This is a genomic window from Acidovorax sp. CF316, assembly GCF_000276605.1.
GTDB lineage: Bacteria > Pseudomonadota > Gammaproteobacteria > Burkholderiales > Burkholderiaceae_C > Acidovorax.
In genome coordinates, this window is record NZ_AKJX01000091.1 from 1 (window position 1) to 17718 (window position 17718).

Annotated in this window: 13 protein-coding genes; 8 read left to right on the forward strand and 5 right to left on the reverse strand. The window is 69.2% G+C overall.

Annotated features, from left to right (window positions below; genetic code table 11):
* Positions 1-920, forward strand: a 920-nt coding sequence (locus tag PMI14_RS07775) for a diguanylate cyclase domain-containing protein (RefSeq protein WP_007852374.1), incomplete at its 5' end; no start/stop codon positions are given.
* 72 nt (positions 921-992) lie between these two features.
* Complete coding sequence (locus PMI14_RS07780; protein ID WP_007852375.1) at positions 993-2204, forward strand: multidrug effflux MFS transporter; 1212 nt, start codon at positions 993-995, stop codon at positions 2202-2204.
* Positions 2205-2210: 6 nt separating this feature from the next.
* Here the strand turns inward: PMI14_RS07780 and PMI14_RS07785 are convergent, their stop codons facing one another.
* The 3 genes from PMI14_RS07785 to PMI14_RS07795 form a co-directional block, all read right to left on the reverse strand.
* The gene (locus PMI14_RS07785; RefSeq protein ID WP_007852377.1) at positions 2211-3326 is read right to left on the reverse strand and encodes a DUF72 domain-containing protein; all 1116 of its coding nucleotides are present in this window, start codon (positions 3324-3326) and stop codon (positions 2211-2213) included.
* Entirely contained in the window at positions 3323-5170 is a 1848-nt protein-coding gene (locus PMI14_RS07790) for a monovalent cation:proton antiporter-2 (CPA2) family protein (protein ID WP_007852379.1), read from the reverse strand. The genes PMI14_RS07785 and PMI14_RS07790 overlap by 4 nt, the downstream gene beginning before the upstream one ends.
* 89 nt (positions 5171-5259) lie before the next feature.
* Positions 5260-5664: a hypothetical protein gene (locus tag PMI14_RS07795; protein ID WP_007852381.1), complete on the reverse strand. Its 405-nt coding sequence runs from the start codon at positions 5662-5664 to the stop codon at positions 5260-5262.
* A gap of 171 nt (positions 5665-5835) precedes the next feature.
* Here PMI14_RS07795 and PMI14_RS07800 point away from each other — a divergent pair, with 171 nt between their 5' ends.
* From PMI14_RS07800 to PMI14_RS07810, 3 genes are all read left to right on the forward strand, one after another.
* A complete protein-coding gene (locus PMI14_RS07800) occupies positions 5836-8208 on the forward strand; it encodes a Tex family protein (protein ID WP_007852383.1) in 2373 nt (790 codons plus the stop codon).
* Positions 8209-8353: 145 nt separating this feature from the next.
* A complete protein-coding gene (locus tag PMI14_RS07805; RefSeq protein WP_007852385.1) occupies positions 8354-9184 on the forward strand; it encodes an HDOD domain-containing protein in 831 nt (276 codons plus the stop codon).
* A 131-nt stretch (positions 9185-9315) separates the two neighbouring features.
* Positions 9316-10443 carry a patatin-like phospholipase family protein gene (locus tag PMI14_RS07810; protein WP_007852386.1) on the forward strand — a complete coding sequence of 376 codons (1128 nt, stop codon included), beginning with the start codon at positions 9316-9318 and terminating at the stop codon, positions 10441-10443.
* Positions 10444-10470: 27 nt separating this feature from the next.
* On the opposite strand, the gene PMI14_RS07815 is transcribed toward PMI14_RS07810, so the two are convergent.
* Both PMI14_RS07815 and PMI14_RS07820 read right to left on the reverse strand, forming a co-directional pair.
* Positions 10471-13296 (reverse strand): EAL domain-containing protein, encoded by a 2826-nt coding sequence (locus PMI14_RS07815; protein ID WP_007852388.1) that lies wholly within the window; start codon positions 13294-13296, stop codon positions 10471-10473.
* Between the two features lie 344 nt (positions 13297-13640).
* Positions 13641-14777, reverse strand: a complete 1137-nt coding sequence (locus PMI14_RS07820; RefSeq protein ID WP_007852389.1) for an iron-containing alcohol dehydrogenase — start codon at positions 14775-14777, stop codon at positions 13641-13643.
* A 70-nt stretch (positions 14778-14847) separates the two neighbouring features.
* Between PMI14_RS07820 and PMI14_RS07825 the strand changes: the two genes are divergently transcribed.
* The 3 genes from PMI14_RS07825 (at position 14848) to PMI14_RS07835 (ending at position 17597) form a co-directional block, all read left to right on the forward strand.
* On the forward strand, positions 14848-15717 hold the full coding sequence (locus PMI14_RS07825; protein ID WP_007852391.1) for a 2-keto-4-pentenoate hydratase: 870 nt from the start codon (positions 14848-14850) through the stop codon (positions 15715-15717).
* A gap of 78 nt (positions 15718-15795) precedes the next feature.
* Entirely contained in the window at positions 15796-16716 is a 921-nt protein-coding gene (locus PMI14_RS07830; RefSeq protein ID WP_081497291.1) for an alpha/beta hydrolase, read from the forward strand.
* An 11-nt stretch (positions 16717-16727) separates the two neighbouring features.
* Positions 16728-17597, forward strand: coding sequence for a YbgC/FadM family acyl-CoA thioesterase (locus PMI14_RS07835; RefSeq protein ID WP_007852395.1), 870 nt, complete (start codon positions 16728-16730; stop codon positions 17595-17597).
* Positions 17598-17718: the final 121 nt, after the last annotated feature.

The window sequence follows — 17718 nt, forward strand, 5'->3', positions numbered from 1 at the left end:
CCCCCAGCCGCAGCGACCGGCTCGTGCACACCCGCAGCGAATGGGTGGCCGCCATCCTGCAGGACTTCGCCCTGGTGCCGCAGCACATGCATATCGAGGTGCTGGACCTGTGCCTGCAGGACCTGGCCGAGGACGTGGTCTCGGCCACGGCGCTGGTGCATGTGCGTGGGCCCGACGCGGGCGAGACCCCGGCTGGCCAGGTGCCGGTGGCGCGCCTGGTGCTGGTGTTCCGCCTGGAAGGTGCGGAGTGGAAGATCGTGCACAGCGGCACCTCGGTGCCCTCGGGGCCCTTGCCGCAGGGAAGCGCCTCGGCCACCATGGCGCGCCTGCAGACCGACCACCGGGTGCTGCAGGCACAGCTGCAGGAGAGCACCCGGGCTCTGGCGGAGGCGCAGCAGCGCATCGATGCCATGGACCGCACCGACAACCTCACCGGCCTGGGCAATCGCCGCCAGTTCGACCACGTGCTGCAGCAGGCGTGGGAGCGCGCCCAGCGCGCCGCCACGCCGCTGGCGCTGGTGCTGCTGGAGGTGGATGCGCTGCGCCACTTCATGGACCGCCATGGCCACCTGGCGGCCGACGCCTGCCTCAAGACCCTGGCCGTCACGCTCACACAGATGCTGCAGGAACGCCCGGGCGCCCTGGTGGCGCGGTTTGGGGGCGATGCCTTTGTGTTGCTGCTGCCGGGTGCGAGCCTCGAGGAAGCCCACGCCCTGGCCGAAGGGGCCGTCGTGGCCGTGCGCACGCTGGCGCTGCCGCACGAGGGGTCGGCCCTGGGCCGGGTCAGCATGGGCGGCGGCGTGGCGCAGATGGTGCCGGTGCGCGACCAGCGCCCCGATGAACTGGTGCGCGCCGCCAGTGCCGCCCTGGCACGGGCACGGCAGGCGGGCGGCAACCGCGTGGAACCGTTGCCCGATTGAGCTGCCGCCTACCCTGAAACCTTCCAGGCCGCTTGCCAGGGGCCTTTGGGGTGCCCGCCACAATGGCGGGCTATGCATTCATCCGGTTTCTTCAAGATGGCCCTGATCCTGGGCCTGCTCTCGGCCATCGGCCCGTTCGCCATCGACATGTACCTGCCCGCGCTGCCCGAGATCGGGGCCAGCCTCGGTGCATCCGTGGGGGCCGTGCAGTGGAGCCTCACGGCCTTTTTCCTCTCGCTGGGCGCGGGCCAGCTGTTCTATGGACCGGTGTCGGACATGGTGGGGCGCAGGCCGCCGCTGTACTTTGGCCTGGGGCTCTTCACCCTGGCCAGCGTGGGCTGCGCGCTGGCCACCGACATCGAGACCCTGGTGGCCTTGCGCTTCGTGCAGGGCCTGGGCGCGGCGGCGGGTATGGCCATTCCGCGCGCCGTGGTGCGCGACCTGCACACGGGCACCGATGCGGCGCGGCTGATGTCGCTGTTGATGCTGGTGTTCAGCGTCTCGCCCATCCTGGCACCCCTGGCGGGCAGCGGCGTGATTGCCCTGGCCGGCTGGCGCGGCGTGTTCTGGGTGGTGGCGGTGGCCGCCGTGGCGGGCCTGGCGCTGGTCTATGCCAGCCTGGGCGAGACCCGGCCCGCGGCCGAGCGCGTGGAAAGCAGCCTGGGCGGTGCCCTGGGCGCCTACGGGCTGCTGCTGCGCGACTGGCACTACCTGGGCCTGGTGTTCATCGGCGGCTGCGCCATGGCGGGCTTCTTCGTGTACCTGGCGGGCTCGCCCTTCGTGCTCATCAACCACTATGGCCTCACGCCCACGCAGTACAGCCTGGCGTTCTCGGTGAATGCGGCGGCCTTCATCGGCACCTCGCAGTTCACGGCCGCACTGGGCGAGCGCTTCGGGCTGGTGCGCCTGGTCAAGGCGGCCGCCACCGGCTCGGGCCTGGTCATGGTGGCCATGCTCGGCTACTACCTGCTCGGCGGGGATCAGCTGGCGGTGCTCATCGGCCTGTATTTCGTGGCCAGTGCGCTCATGGGGCTGGTGATTCCCACCACCTCGGTGCTGGCGCTGGAAAAGCATGGCGCCATCGCGGGCACGGCCTCGGCCCTGCTGGGCACGCTGCAGATGCTCACGGGCGCGGCCGCCATGGGCATCGTGGGCCTGTTCGCCAATGGCAAGCCGCTGCCCATGGTGGTCGGCATGGCCGCAGGGGCCCTGGTGGGCGTGGCGCTGGCCTGGATCACGCTGGCGGGGCACAGCGACCAGTCGGTGGCCGCCGCCAGCGCCTGATCCGCGTCAGGCCTTCTTGCGGGAGGGCGGCTGCGCCGCCACCCGTTCGGCCAGGGTGCGGATGGTGCGGGGCGCCGAGCCCTCGGCATGGTTGCTGATGCACACGTATGCGTTCTGGCCCGCGCCGGTCACCCCGGCGATCAGACGGGCCAGCGCCTCGTGGTTCTCGGGGTCGGGGTGGTGCACCTTGTCGAAGGGCTCGTAGAGCTTTTCGGCCTCTTCGTACCCATAGGGGCCGTGCCGCGTGTTCAGCATCCAGCGGCAGACCAGCGGGCCCGGCCACAGGGCGCGCAGCATGTGCAGTTGCTCTGCCAGCGGCGGCATCTTGGGGTGCAGGTCGATGCAGTAGGTGGCCCCGGCCTCGCGCAGCACGGCCGCGAAGTCGAGGGCCATCCAGTGCGAGCTGATCCACTCGGGGTCGCGCACCTCCACGGCCAGGATGCCGTCGGGCGCGATGGGCGCCAGTTTCGGCTGGGCCAGCAGCATGGCGCGCAGGCGCTGCAGCACCTCGGGCAGGCGGTCGAGCTGGTCCATGGGCAGGGGGCTGAGCTGGAACACCAGTGCCCCGATCTTGCGGCCCAGGCCCTGCAGCGCGGGCTCCACGAACTCGGTGCGCGCCAGGTCGGCATTCAGAAAGGCGGGGTTGGGTTCGCGGCCCCGGCCGTCCTCGCTGCGCACCAGCGCATCGGTCACCAGGCTCGGTGCCTTGACCACAAAGCGGAAGTCGTCGGGCACCTGGCTCGCATAGCGTTCGTACTGGCTCACCGTGAGCGGGCGGTAGAAGCTGCGGTCGATGCTCACCGTGCGCAAGAGCGGGTGCTGGACGTAGATGGACAGGCCGTTCCTGGACAGCTGCGCAGGGGAATGCTCACCCTCCCAGACCAGGCCCTTCCAGCCCGGGTAGGTCCAGGTCGAGGTGCCCAGGTGCAGGGTGGGGGGCAGCCTTTGGGCCAGCGCGTGCAAGGCCTCGTCCTGCGGCTGGGCGGCGACGCCGATGCCCTTTTTTTGCTTGCCGGGCGGCGCCTCCTCTGCTGCGGGTGGGGTGGTTGCAGCGGGAGGAGGGGAGGGCGCGGGCGGCGGCGTGGGCGGGCCGCCGAACAGGTCGTCCTGGATGCCGCTCATGCCAGCGGCGTGGCCGCCGCGGGTTGCAGCGGGTCTTCGATGGCATCGGCCGCCTCGTCATTGAGGGCACGGCCTTCGCGCTGGGGTTGGGTGAGTGGGGTGGGCACCCATTTGTCGCCCTGGAAAAACTGGCGCGCGCCATCCTTGTCACCGGCCAGTTCCAGCTGCAGACGTTCGGCATCGCGCGCGCGGATGCGCTCGGCCACCTCGGCCACTTCCTCGGGGTCCACGCCCAGGGTTTCCAGCGCCTGCATGCCGAAGCCCATGGCCGACTCGAAGGTCTCGCGCATCTGGTAGTCCACGCCCAGGCGCAACAGTTCGATGGCGTGCTGCCGGTCGAAGGCGCGCGCCAGCACCGGGACCAGCGGGCACTCGTGCTTGAGCAGCTCGACGATGCGCGTGGTGGTCTTGGCGTCGTCCACGCACACCAGGATGGACTTGGCATGGTGCCCGCCGCTGGCGTGCAGCACATCCAGGCGCGTGCCGTCGCCGTAGTAGACCTTGAAGCCGAACTTCGCGGCCGCGCGGATCATGTCGGTGTCGTTCTCGATGATGGCGATGTCGACACCCCGCGCCAGCAGCAGCTGGCTGGCGATCTGCGCAAAGCGGCCAAAGCCGATGATGAGCACCGTGCCCTTGAGGCCGTCGGCGGCCTCCACGCCGTCCATGTTCTGGGCGGGCTCGGGTGGCATGAGCCAGCGCAGCGAGAGCACGGCCAGCGGCGTGAGCGCCATGGAAATGATCACGGCGGCGGTCAGCACGGCATTCATGCGCGCCTCGACGATGCCCGCGGCAGCGGCGGCCGAGTACAGCACGAAGGCGAATTCACCGCCCTGGGCCATGAGCATGGTGCGCTGCAGGGCCTCGCCATGGGCGGCCTTGGTGAAGCGCGCCACGGCATACACGCCGATGCCCTTGATGGCCATGCAGGCCACCACGCCGCCCAGCAGCAGCGTCCAGTTCTGCAGCACCAGCGGGATGTCGAGCGCCATGCCCACGCCCATGAAGAAAAGGCCCAGCAGGATGCCGCGGAACGGCTCCACGTCGGCCTCGAGCTGGTGGCGGAAGGTGGATTCGGAGAGCATCACGCCCGCCGCGAAGGCACCCATGGCCATCGACAGGCCGCCCCATTGCATGGCCAGCGCCGCCCCCAGCACCACCAGCAGTGCGGCGGCGGTCATCACCTCGCGCGCCTTGGCCCGTGCCAGCACACTGAACAGCGGGTTCAGCAGCCAGCGGCTGACCGCGACCAGGCCCACCACGGCGGCCAGCGCCACGCCCACGGTGACCCAGCGCGAGACGGCCTCCCCGGTCGGTGCGGGCGAGAGAAAGGCCACGATGGCCAGCAAGGGCACGATGGCCAGGTCTTCGAGCAGCAGGATGGAGACGATGCGCTGGCCGCGCGGGGTGGAGGTGTCGCCGCTTTCGTCGAGCAGCTGCATCACGATGGCCGTGGACGAGAGCACGAAGCCCGAGGCCGCGATGAAGGCCACGGACGACGAGAGCCCTGCCACCACGCCGGCCCCGGTGAGCAGGGCGATGCAGGCTACGACCTGGGCCAGGCCCAGCCCGAAGATCTGGCGCCTGAGGTTCCACAGCCGGGTGGGCTGCATCTCCAGGCCGATCACGAAGAGGAACATCACCACGCCGAGCTCGGCCACGTGCAGGATGGTCTGCGCCTCGCTGAAGAAGCCCAGGCCGAAGGGGCCGATGGCCAGGCCGGCCGCCAGGTAGCCCAGCACCGAGCCCAGGCCGAGCCGCTTGAACAAGGGGACGGCAATGACGCCAGCGGCCAGCAGCACGACGACTTTGACGAGTTCGGTGCCTGATTCAGCAGCGGCCATGGGGACTCCGGGACAAACGGGGAAACAAGCGGAAACGGGGGATGGCAGGATGGTAGCGCCATCCTGGGGGGCGCCGGCCGACCCGGGTGTCAGGAACCGGCGAACAGGCCGCCTTCGTCGAGCAGTTCGTAGGCGATCTCGGGGCGCTGGTCCATGCCCTTCTTGATCGCCGCCGGAATAGCCTGGCGGGTCTTGCGGCACAAACCGCGCTGGTCCTCCACCAGGATGGCGATGCCGCGCAGGGTGCGCACCTCGTTGGGGCTCAGGCTGATGGCGATGCGGATCCCCAGCTGCTGCTGCATGCGCTTCTGCATGCGGCGCAGGTCCGCGAGGCTGGAGATGCTCTCCAGCCGGGTGATCAGCTTCTTCTCCTCGGCCTGGGTCAGCTGCAGGATGCGGGTGTCGCCGCCAGGCGTCTGCATCAGCGCGTCCCGCTCGCAGACACAGGCGCCTGGAGGGCATTCCGTGCGGACGGGAAAGGGCAGGGGCGTCATGGCTGGCGGGCGGGGGGCTGGCTTGGGCTGGTTGGGACTGGCAAGAGGCAGTGCAGGCATTCTACGAACCCTGGGGTATTTCCGAGGGGATGCCGGGCTGTTACGAAAAGTGCCTGTGGCAAACTCCCGCGCTTCGCGTATTTTTTCGAGTTTCAGAGAGTTTGCCCACCCATGCAGCAGATCGTCCGGCAGTTGGCCGCAGAAATCAAAGTCAGTGAATCCCAGGTGCGCGCAGCGGTGGAGCTGCTGGACGGGGGGGCCACGGTGCCCTTCATCGCCCGCTACCGCAAGGAAGTGACCGGCGGGCTCGACGATATCCAGCTGCGCGAGCTGGAAGCGCGCCTGTCCTACCTGCGCGAGCTCGAAGACCGCCGCGCTGCCGTGCTCAAGAGCATCGACGAGCAGGGCAAGCTGACCGACGCCCTGCGCGTGGCGATCGCCAGCGCGCCCACCAAGCAGGAGTTGGAGGACATCTACCTGCCCTTCAAGCAAAAGCGCCGCACCAAGGGCCAGATGGCGCGCGAGTTCGGCATCGAGCCGCTGGCCGACAAGCTGTTTGCCGACCCTACGCTGGACCCCGCGGCCGAGGCGGCTGCCTTCACCAAGCCCCCCGAGGTGCTGGACGACGGCAAGACCGGCGCCGATTTCTCCACAGTGCCGGCCGTGCTGGACGGGGTGCGCGACATCCTGTCCGAGCGCTGGGCCGAAGACGCCGTGCTGGTGCAGTCGCTGCGCGAATGGCTCTGGGCCGAGGGCCTGTTGCGCAGCAAGAAGATCGACGGCAAGAACGAGAACGACCCCGAGGTCTCGAAGTTCCGCGACTATTTCGAATACGACGAGCCCATCGGCCGCGTGCCTTCGCACCGGGCGCTGGCGGTGTTCCGCGGCCGCGCCCTGGAAATCCTCGAAGGCAAGCTGGTGCTGCCGGTGGAGCCGGAGCCGGGCAAGCCCAGCCTGGCCGAAGGCAAGATCGCCCTGCACCTGGGCTGGAGCCACGCCGGCCGGCCCGCCGACGACCTGCTGCGCAAGTGCGTGTCCTGGACCTGGCGCGTGAAACTGAGCCTCTCGACCGAGCGCGACCTGTTCGCCCGCCTGCGCGACGATGCCGAGAAGGTCGCCATCAAGGTGTTTGCCGACAACCTGCGCGACCTGCTGCTGGCGGCGCCCGCCGGCCCGCGCGTGGTGATGGGCCTGGACCCGGGAATCCGCACCGGCGTGAAGGTGGCCGTGGTGGACGACACCGGCAAGCTGGTGGAAACCGCCACGGTGTTCCCGCACGAGCCGCGCCGCGACTGGGAAGGCTCGCTGCACACCCTGGCTAAGCTGGCCGAAAAGCATGGCGTGAACCTGATCGCCATCGGCAACGGCACGGCCAGCCGCGAGACCGACAAGCTGGCGGCCGACCTGATCAAGCTGGCCGCCAAGGCCGAGCGCGCCATCGAGAAGGTGGTGGTGAGCGAAGCCGGTGCCTCGGTCTACTCCGCCAGCGAATACGCCTCGCAGGAGATGCCCGACGTGGACGTGAGCCTGCGTGGCGCCGCCAGCATTGCGCGCCGCCTGCAGGACCCGCTGGCCGAACTGGTGAAGATCGACCCCAAGAGCATCGGCGTGGGCCAGTACCAGCATGACGTGAACCAGAGCGAGCTGGCGCGCACCCTGGGCACCGTGGTCGAGGACTGCGTGAACTCCGTGGGCGTGGACCTGAACACGGCCAGCGTGCCTTTGCTCAGCCGCGTCTCGGGCCTGTCGGCCAGCGTGGCCAAGGCGGTGGTGCGCTGGCGCGAGGCCAACGGTGCGTTCAAGAGCCGCAAGCAGCTCATGGACGTGGCCGGCCTGGGCGCCAAGACCTTCGAGCAGAGCGCGGGCTTCTTGCGCATCCGCGGCGGCGACAACCCGCTGGACATGACTGGCGTGCACCCCGAGACCTACCCTGTGGTCGAGCAGATCATGGAAAAGACCGGCAAGCCCGTGGCCGAGATCATGGGCCGCGCGGACATGCTCAAGACCTTGAAGCCCGAGCTCTTCGCCAACGAGAAGTTCGGCGTGATCACGGTCAAGGACATCCTGGGCGAACTCGAAAAGCCCGGTCGCGACCCGCGCCCGGACTTCAAGGTGGCGCGCTTCAACGACGGCGTGGAAGACATCAAGGATCTCAAGGAAGGCATGATCCTGGAGGGCACGGTGAGCAACGTGGCGCAGTTCGGTGCCTTCATCGACCTGGGGGTGCACCAGGATGGCCTGGTGCACGTGAGCCAGCTGGCGCACAAGTTCGTGAACGATGCGCGCGAAGTGGTCAAGACCGGCGACATCGTCAAGGTCAAGGTCATGGAGGTGGACGTGGAGCGCAAGCGCATCGGCCTGTCGATGAAGCTCGGTGACGCCCCCCCACGCCAGGGGGGCGACCGCGGTGGCTACCGCGACAACCGCTTCGAGAGCGCGGGGCGCGGTCAGCAGCCGCAAGGCGGCCGCCGGGCACCCGAGCCGGCGCAGCAATCGGCCATGGCATCGGCCTTCGCCAAGCTGCAGCAGACCAAGGGCCGCTAAAGTCCCACGGGCAGCGCCCGCTGACCGTTGGTACCGCCACCCCAACCGCCCGTGCAGGTAGGATGGCACGGCCGGTTTGGGTGATGGCCGGGCGCGGCGGGCAGCGCCATAATCGGCACTTGTCCCACCAGAGGTCCAGTCACCCATGGAGTTGAATGCACTGCTGGCACAGCCGGCGGCCCTGCCCAGCCTGCCGCGCACCGTTGCGCTGCTGATGAGCGAGCTGGCCCAGCCCGAGCCCAGCCTGCGGCGCATGAACCAGCTCTTTGCTACCGACCCGGCCCTGGCCGCGCGCCTGCTGGAGCTGGCCAACTCCCCGGCTTTCCAGATGCCGCGCCAGATTGCCGGCATTCCCCAGGCCCTGGCCCTGCTGGGCACCGCGCAATTGCGTGGGCTGGTCACATCGGCGCCCCTGGGCACCACCTCGCGCTCCGTGCCCGGGGTCAACATGCAGCAGTTCTGGCGCTGCAGCCTCAATACCGCCAAGCTCGCGCGCTCGCTGGCGGGCCTGGTGCACCACGACCAGATCGCCGCCTACACGGCCGGCCTGCTGCATGCCCTGGGCGAACTCGTGATCCACCTGGCCGATCCCGAGAAGGCCCATTCGGTCAACACCCTGGTGGCGCCGCTGGACCTGCGCCGTACCAAGGTGGAGCAGCGCATCTTCGGCTACTGCTACAGCAAGGTGTCGGCCGGGCTGGCGCGGCGCTGGCAACTGCCCGAGGTCGTGGTCGACGCCCTGCAGTACCAGGATGCACCGTTCGAGAACAAGGCCTACGAGCCGCTGGCCGGCGTGATCCACCTGGCCTCCTGGCGTGCCCGTGCTCGCGAGGCCGGGCTCAACGAGAACGAGCTGGCCGTCTCCTTCCCGGGGGAGGTGGGTCTGGTGCTGGGCCTGGACATCGACATGGTGCTGCAGCAGGACCCCATCGACTGGAACGTGCGCCCCGAGGCCGCAGCGGATTACGTGGTCTGATACGGATTGGCGTTCAATCGCACAACTAGGCGGGAAGCCGCAGACAGCGCTGTAGCACGGCAAGGCGAACCAACGAGGTTAGACGGTTGAAGGCAAATCCGTATGATCCCTGCTCTGGGACAATGCAGGGCATGAAAGCATTGCGCATCCATGCGGGCCCGCGCGCCCGCCGGCACCTTGAACAGCATGGCCTGCAACCGGGCGATGTGCGCGTGGTCCCCGCGGCGGCCGGCGGCCCCAAGGGCCTGATCCTGGGCCCGTTGGACCGGTTTCTGTTTGGCGAGTGGCTGGCCGGCTCCCGCCAGCCGGTGCACCTGGTGGGCGCATCCATCGGCGCCTGGCGCATGGCCACGGCCTGCCTGGGCGGCTCGGTGGCGGCCTTCGAGCGGCTGGAGCATGACTACATCCACCAGAGCTATGAGCTGCCGCCAGGCAAGAAGCGGCCCCCGGCGTCGCACGTGAGCGAACGCTTTGGCCAGAACCTGCAGGCCTTCTATGGCGGTCGGGTCGGGGAGGTGCTGAGCCACCCACGCTACCACCTGCACATCGTCACCTCGCGTGGCCGGCATGTGCTGGCGCGCGAGCACCGGGTGGGCACGCCGCTCGGCTACCTCGGGGCCTTCCTGAGCAATACGGTGCACCGCAAGGCCCTGGGCGCATGGCTCGAGCGGGTGGTGTTCTCGTCGCCGGATGCAGGCCTCGCAACGGGTGCTGCCTTGCCTTTCGGGACGGCCGACTTCCGTACGCGCCAGGTGCAGCTCACCGAGCAGAACTTCATGCCCGCGCTGCAGGCCAGCTGTTCCATCCCCTTCGTGCTGCAGGCCGTGCACGACATTCCAGGTGCCCCGCGCGGCGCCTACTGGGACGGCGGCATCACCGACTACCACCTGCACCTGGGCTACCACCAGTCGCCCATGGCGCAGGTGGTCGAGGGTGCGGCCCGGGCCGGCGGCGGCCTGGTGCTGTACCCGCACTTCCAGCAGCAGGTGGTGCCCGGCTGGCTGGACAAGGGGCTCAAGTGGCGGCACCGCTCGACCAGCGCACTCGATTCCATGGTGGTGCTCTCGCCGCACCCCGAGTGGGTGCGTTCCCTGCCCAACAGCAAGCTGCCTGATCGCAACGATTTCACCCACTACGGCACCGATGCTGCGGCCCGCGCCAGGGCCTGGCTGGGCGCCACGGCGGCGAGCCGGCAGCTGGCTGACGAGTTTGCCGCGTGGTTGGAGCGGCCCGACATGGCGGCGGTGCAGCCGCTGTAGCTGCGCAGCGGCTGGCCGCCGCCGCCCTCAGCGTGCGGGTGTGGGCGCAGCGGGCCGCGGCTGCAGGCGCGCCATTTCGTACGCCCGTGCCCAGGCGAGCACCTCGCTGGCCGGCATGGGCGGCGCGATGCCGAAGCCCTGGGCGCGTTCGCAGCCCAGCGCGAGCAGCTTCTCGCCATGGGCCGGGGTTTCCACGCCTTCGGCAATCACGTGGCGGTTGAAGGCGCGGGCCAGCGTGACGATGGCATTGACCAGGGTCAGGTCGTCCTCGTCGTGCAGGATGCCCTGCACGAAGGACTGGTCGATCTTGATGGTCTCTGCCGGCAGGCGTTTGAGGTAGGAGAGAGAAGAAAATCCGGTGCCGAAGTCGTCGAGCGCGAAGCGCACGCCGAGCGCCTGGCAGCTGTGCATCATGCTGCGCATGTACTGCATGTCCTGCAGCGCGGCGGATTCGAGGATTTCCAGTTCCAGCCGCGATGGGTGCACCTCGGGGCAGGTCAGCAGCAGGTCCTTGAGCCGCTCCACGAAGCCTGCGCGCTGGAAGTGCTGCGCAGCGATGTTCACGCTGACCTCCCACTGCACGCCGGTCAGGCTCCACTGCCGCATCTGGGCCAGGGCCTCGCGCAGCACCCACTCGCCGAGTTCGGCCACCACCTCAGCGTCCTCCAGCAGCGGCAGCACGTGCTGGGGCCCCAGCAGGCCCTGCTCGGGATGCTGCCAGCGCAGCAGGGCCTCCATGCCCAGTACCTCGCCGGTGCGCAGGTTGACCTTGGGCTGGTAGTACAGGCGCATTTCTCCGGCCTGCAGCCCCTGGGTCACCCGGGTCTGCCGCGAATGCTGGGTCTGCACCGCGTGGTCGAGCTGCACGTCGAACAGGTGCATGCGGTTGCGGCCCGAGCGCTTGGCCTGGCACATGGCCTGATCGGCCTGGCGCAGCAGGGTGTCGGGGTTCACGTCGTCCTGCGGGAACACGGCCACGCCCACGCTGGCCGTGGTGTGCAGCAGGCGGTCGTCGATGGCATAGGGCGCGGCCAGTTGCTGCATGAGCTGGCGCACCTGCTCCTCGATGGCGGGCACGTCGGTCTGGTGGTTGAGCAGCAGCACGAACTCGTCGCCGCCCAGGCGCGCTGCGGCACTGCTGCCGGTGGCAAAGGCGTTCAGGCGCTGGGCCACCTCCTTGAGCAGGCGGTCGCCCATGCGGTGGCCGTGGGCGTCGTTGATGGCCTGGAAATGGTCCAGGTCCAGCATGCACACCGCCAGCAAGGTCGGGCTGCGGCCGGTCACGAACAGGGCGTGCGTGAGCCGCTCGGCCAGGGAGGCGCGGTTGAGCAGGCCGGTCAGTGCGTCGTGCCGGGCATGCCAGGAGATCTGGTGGCGCAGGTGGCTGGCCTCGGTCACGTCGCGGAACACCAGCACGCAGCCCGACGCCCGCCCGCTGCCCTGGCGGATGGCCGAGGCGGTGTACTCGATCGCATAGCGCTCGCCCGAGCGGTGCAGCAGCACCTCCTGCATGGCCGGGCGGGTAGGGGCCACCACGGTGGCATCGCCGGTGGCCCGGGTGGCGGCCTGACTCGCTGGCTCTTCGTACAGCCGGAACACGTCGTCCAGCAGCTCGCCCAACGCCTGTTCGGCGGTGAAGCCGGTCATGAGCTGGGCGGCTTCGTTGATGGTCTCGATGCAGCCGGCCAGGTCGGTGGTGATCACGCCATCGCCGATGGAGGCCAGCGTGACCTGGGCCCGGTCCTTCTCGTTGCGCAGGGCCTGCTCGGCGCGCTTGCGCTCGGTGATGTCCACCAGCGTGCCCACGGTGCCGGCCACGGCGCCGTTCGTGCTGGTGAAAGGCGCCTCGTAGTAGGCCATGGTGCGCGCCAGCTGGCCCGGTGGCTGCACCAGGACCTCGTTGTCCTGCGACATGGCCAGTTGCCGGGATTGGGCGGGTGAGAGCAGGTGCGGCGCCGTGAGGCCGGGGAACATCCCTTGCCCCGGCAGACCCGGGTCGCCGTTCTGGAACAGCCGCTGCCAGGCGCGGTTGGCGTCGACGAAGGTGCCGTCCGCCTCGCGCACGAACACCGGCAGGGGCAGGGCGTCGATGAGCTGGCGTGTGAAGTGCAACTGCTCGCTCTGCAGTTGCTGCGTCTCGCGCAGCGAGTGCACCAGGGACTGAACCTTGCCGGCCATGTCGTTGAAGGTGTGGGCCACGGCGCGCGATTCCAGCGTTCCCTGGATGTCCATGCGCGTGTCCAGGTGCCCCTGGCGGAAGCGGTCCGTGGCCTCGGTCAGGCGGCGCAGCATGCGGGCATTGGCGCGCAGGATCAGGGTCAGCAGGAACAGGATGGTGAAGATGTTCAGCGCCGAGATCCGGGCCTGCACGACCACGGTCTTCCAGATCCGGTCCACCAGGATGCCGGGATCGGCGGTGACCGTGAGCACGCCGGTACGCCCGTCGGCGAAGGTCTGGCCGAAACGTTGCGTGGGTGGGCTGATGTCCAGCAGGTCGGCAAACCAGGCAGGGGCCTGCATGGCCACGGGCGGCGCTGCCCACTGCAGGGGCGCCTGGCCCGGCACCTGCCACAGCAGCGACTGCACGGCCGGGCCGAAGCGGGTGGGGGTGGCCTGCAGCACGCGGGCGGCAGATTCGCGCTGCGCCGGGTCCAGCGCCACCAGGCTGGGCAGCAGGCTGTCGCCCACGCGCGCGAGCTCGGCCACGGCACGGTCGTGGGCTTCCTGCTCTTCGAGGGACACCAGTTGCTGGTAGCGCACGGCCACGACCGCCACGATGATCACCAGGATCGCGAGGTACAGCCGGGGGGAGGTTCCCTGCGTCAGCCAGGCCCTGAATTTTTCTGCGCGCATGGATGGATCAGCCAGTCATTTCATGGAATGGATGAAAGAGCGCGCGCAGCACCGCCATCGGCCGTCGCCAGCCCGTCTCGGGCGGCGCGCCAAGGGCCCGGCCTGCGCGCCGGCCATGCACTCCCACCATGCATGCCCGCCTCGCTCAGCAGTGGCAACGGGGCCTGGCGCCCTGCAGCGCCGGCCCGTTAATTACTTTGTTAATTATTGTTTGACAGTGCAGCAGTTTAGCTGCACGGGCGCTGCCTGCGCCCCGCCCGTATGGGGGAGGCTGTTGCAAGGGGGGGGCGGGGCTGCCGCCGCCAGGGAACTGCCACGGCCTGGCGCCAGGCCGCCCGGCGCTGCTACAGCGACTGGGTGAGCATGTCCCGGTATTCCTCGGGCGTGGCGATGCGCGGGTTGGTCTTGTGGCAGTGGTCGGCCATCGCGCCCTTGATGATGTCGTCGAACATGCTTTCGGTTACGCCCATGGCCGCCAGGCCCGTGGGCAGGCCCAGGCGGGCGTTCATGTCGCGGATGGCCTCGGGAATGTCAAGCGCGCCGGCCAGGCCCATGGCGTGCGCCATGCGTTCCAGGCGCTGCTCCTTTTGCACCGATTCGGCGCCGGCGTTGAAGCGCACCACGGCCGGCAGGAACATGGCGTTGAGCGTGCCGTGGTGCAGGCGCGGGTTCACGCCGCCCAGGCTGTGGCTGAGCGAGTGCACGGCGCCCAGGCCCTTCTGGAAGGCCATGGCGCCCTGCATGCTGGCGCTCATCATGTGCAGGCGTGCGTCGCGGTCGCTGCCGTTGCGCGTGGCAGGCTCGATGTGGGCCCAGCCGCGCGTGAGACCGTCCAGGGCAATGCCATCGGCCGGCGGGTTGAACGCGGCCGACATGAAGGTCTCCATGCAGTGTGCGATGGCATCCATGCCCGTGGCCGCGGTGAGCGCGGGTGGCAGGCCCAGGGTGAGTTCGGGGTCGCAGATGGCGGTCTTGGGCACCAGGTTCCAGGAGTGGAAGCCGAGCTTGCGGTGGTCGTCGACGATGATGATGGCGCCGCGCGCCACCTCGCTGCCGGTGCCGCTGGTGGTGGGCACGGCGATCAGCGGCGCAGCGCGCTCGGTGATGCGCGGCGAGCCGCCTTCGATGGTGGCGTAGTGGGTGAGCGGGCCCTCGTGCGTGGCGGCGATCGCGATGCCCTTGGCACAGTCGATGGCCGAGCCCCCGCCCACGGCGATCAGGCCGTCGCAGCCCTCGCGTTGGTAAACCTCGACCGCGGCGCGCACGGCCGCTTCGGTGGGGTTGGCCGGGGTCTGGTCGAACACCGCCACGGGCAGCCCCGTGAGCGCGTCCAACGCCTTTTGCAGCACCCCCGCGGCCTTGACGCCGGGGTCCGTCACGACGAGCGGGCGGGTGATGCCCACGCGCTCGCATTCCTGCTGGAGCAGCTTCACGGCGCCGAACTCGAACTGGATCTGGGTGACGTAGTAGATGAAGGCCATGGTGTTGCGGGAGTTGCGTTTACGATTGCTCTAAAACCTGTCGCAGAGACTTTACAACCGGGAGACACCCATGACCCTGAAGCAAACCCTCATGGCCGCCACTTTGTTCGTCACGTGCGTGACAGCGGTGCACGCCGATTGCCTGACCGATGCGCAGGCCGCCGAGCTGCTGGCCCACTACGTGGCGCGCACCCCGGCGCCCAACCCGGTGAACCTCTCGGACGCCGATGGCGCCTGCACGCGTGGCAAGTTCAACCAGCTGCTGGCGCAGCGCATGGGCAAGGTCGTGGGCTACAAGGCGGGGCTCACCAACCCGGCGGTGCAAAAGCGCTTCAACACCGACAAGCCGGTGTGGGGCAAGCTTTACGAGGGCATGGTCCTGCCCAGCGGTGCCAGCGTGGAGGCGGCCTTTGGCGCGCGCGCGCTCTACGAGGCCGACATGCTGGTGCGCGTGAAGAGCGCCGCCATCAACCAGGCCAAAACGCCCGAGGAGGTGCTGGATGCCATCGACCAGGTCATTCCCTTCATCGAACTGCCCGACCTGATGGTGCAGGCACCGCCCCAGCTCAATGGCGCGGGCGTCACCGCCATCAACGTGGGCGCGCGCCTGGGCGTTGCGGGCACGCCGCTGCCGGTGCCTGTCTACCGTGGCGAGCGCTATGCGCTGCTCAAGGCCCTGGCCGACATGAATGTGTCGCTTACCGATGGTGCCGGCGCGCGCTTGGGCGGCGGCAAGGGCAGCGATATCCTGGAGCATCCGCTCAATGCCGTCGTCTGGCTGGCCGGGGCCTTGCAGAAGGAGGGCATCACCCTGCAGCCGGGCGACCTGGTGAGCCTGGGCTCGTTCTCGGCGCTGCTGCCCCCCAAGGCCGGCCTGTCGGTCACGGCCACCTACGACGGTCTGCCGGGTGCTGCGCCGGTGCGCGTCACCTTCAAGTAGCCCTTGCCCCATTTTGTCCTTGAGAAAGCTTTCGCGTTGACCGATCTGCATATCCACGCCAACCGCCTGACCCCCCAGATGCGCAGTGTGCTCGAACGCATGGCGCGTGCGGGCCACCCGCCGCTGTACACGCGCACGCCGCAGGACGCGCGCACTGCCTACGCGGCCGGTGCCGATGTGCTGGAGATTCCGAAGGCCGCGTTGCCCCGCGTGGAGGACTTCACCATCCCCGCGCGAGATGGCCATGCATTGCCCGCGCGGCTGTATGCGCCTTCCACCGGCGCGCCTTTGCCCGTGCTGCTGTACACGCATGGCGGCGGCTTCACCATCGGCAGCATCGGCACGCACGACATCCTGTGCCGCGAGCTCGCGCGCTTGGCGGGCTGCATGGTGGTCTCGCTCGACTACCGGCTGGCGCCGGAGCACCGTTTTCCGACGGCCACTCACGATGCCTGGGATGCCCTGGCCTGGTTGCATGCCAATGCCGCCCGCCTGGGCGCCGACCCGGCGCGGATCGCCGTGGGCGGCGACAGCGCGGGCGGCACGCTGGCCACGGTGAGCGCCATCCTCGCGCGCGATGCGGGCCTGCCGCTGGCGCTGCAGCTGCTGATCTACCCCGGTTGCGCAGCCCACCAGGACACGCCTTCGCACGCCCGTTTTGCCAGTGGCCTGGTGCTCGACGAGCCGGCCATCACCTGGTTCTTCGGCCAGTACGTCACCACCCGCGAGCAGCGGGAGGACTGGCGCTTTGCCCCCCTGCATGCCGACGACCTGGAGGGCGTCGCCCCCGCGTGGATCGGCTTGGCCGAGTGCGACCCGCTGGTGGACGAGGGCGTGGACTATGCCGACAAGCTGCGTGCGGCCGGCGTGGCGGTGGACCTCGAGATCTACCGCGGCGTGACGCACGAATTCATCAAGATGGGCCGCGCGATCCCCGAAGCGCGCCAGGCCCACGCCGACGCGGCACGCGCGCTGCGTGCCGCTTTCCACATGGAGTGAGACGTTTCCTTATGGCCCAACAACCCCAACGCCGTGATTTCCGCTGCTTCCACCGCCTGCGCGTGCGCTGGGCCGAGGTGGACATGCAGAAGATCGTCTTCAACGGCCACTACCTGATGTACATCGACAACGCCATGTCGGAGTACTGGCGCGCCCTGGCCTTGCCCTACGACGCCAGCATGCACGCCCTGCAGGGCGAGATGTTCGTGAAGAAGGCGAGCCTCGAATACCACGCCTCGGCGCGCATGGACGACACGCTGGACGTGGGCATGCGCTGTGCGCGCGTGGGCAATTCCTCGTGCCTGTTCGAGGCAGGCATCTTCAGTGGGGACCGGCTGCTGGTTTCGGGCGAACTGGTCTACGTGTTCGCCGACCCCGTGGCGCAGAAGTCGCGCCCCGTGCCGGAGGTACTGCGCCAGATCATTACCGGCTTCGAAGCCGGCGAGGACCTGGCCGAGGTGAAGACCGGCGACTGGAACGCCCTGGGCCGCGATGCGGGCCGCCTGCGCACGGCGGTGTTCGTGACCGAGCAGGGCATCCCGGCCGAGATCGAGGCCGATGCGCTCGATGCCACCGCGCGCCATGCGGTGGTCTACAACCGCCTGGGCCAGGCGATAGCGACGGGGCGGTTGCTGCAGGAGGCGCCGGGTGTGGGGCGCATCGGGCGGTTGGCGGTGGACCGGTCGGTGCGGGGCACGCGGTGGGGGCGCATGGTGCTCGATGCCCTGGTCGACGCCTCGCGGGCGCGCGGGGATCGGGAGGTGCAGTTGCATGCGCAGAGCAATGCAGAGGGGTTCTATCGCCGCGCTGGGTTCTCCGTTGTCGGAGAGCCCTATGACGAGGCTGGGATTGAGCATGTGGTGATGGTTCGGTGCTTCTGATTTTTTCTTGGGGTGTTGCTTCGCTTTGATCCCGCGTGCCTGTGGTGAGGTCGGAGGCCGGGATGTGCGCCCGGCGGCGCAGTAACTTTCTCTTGCGTCGCCAAGAGAAAGTCACCAAAGA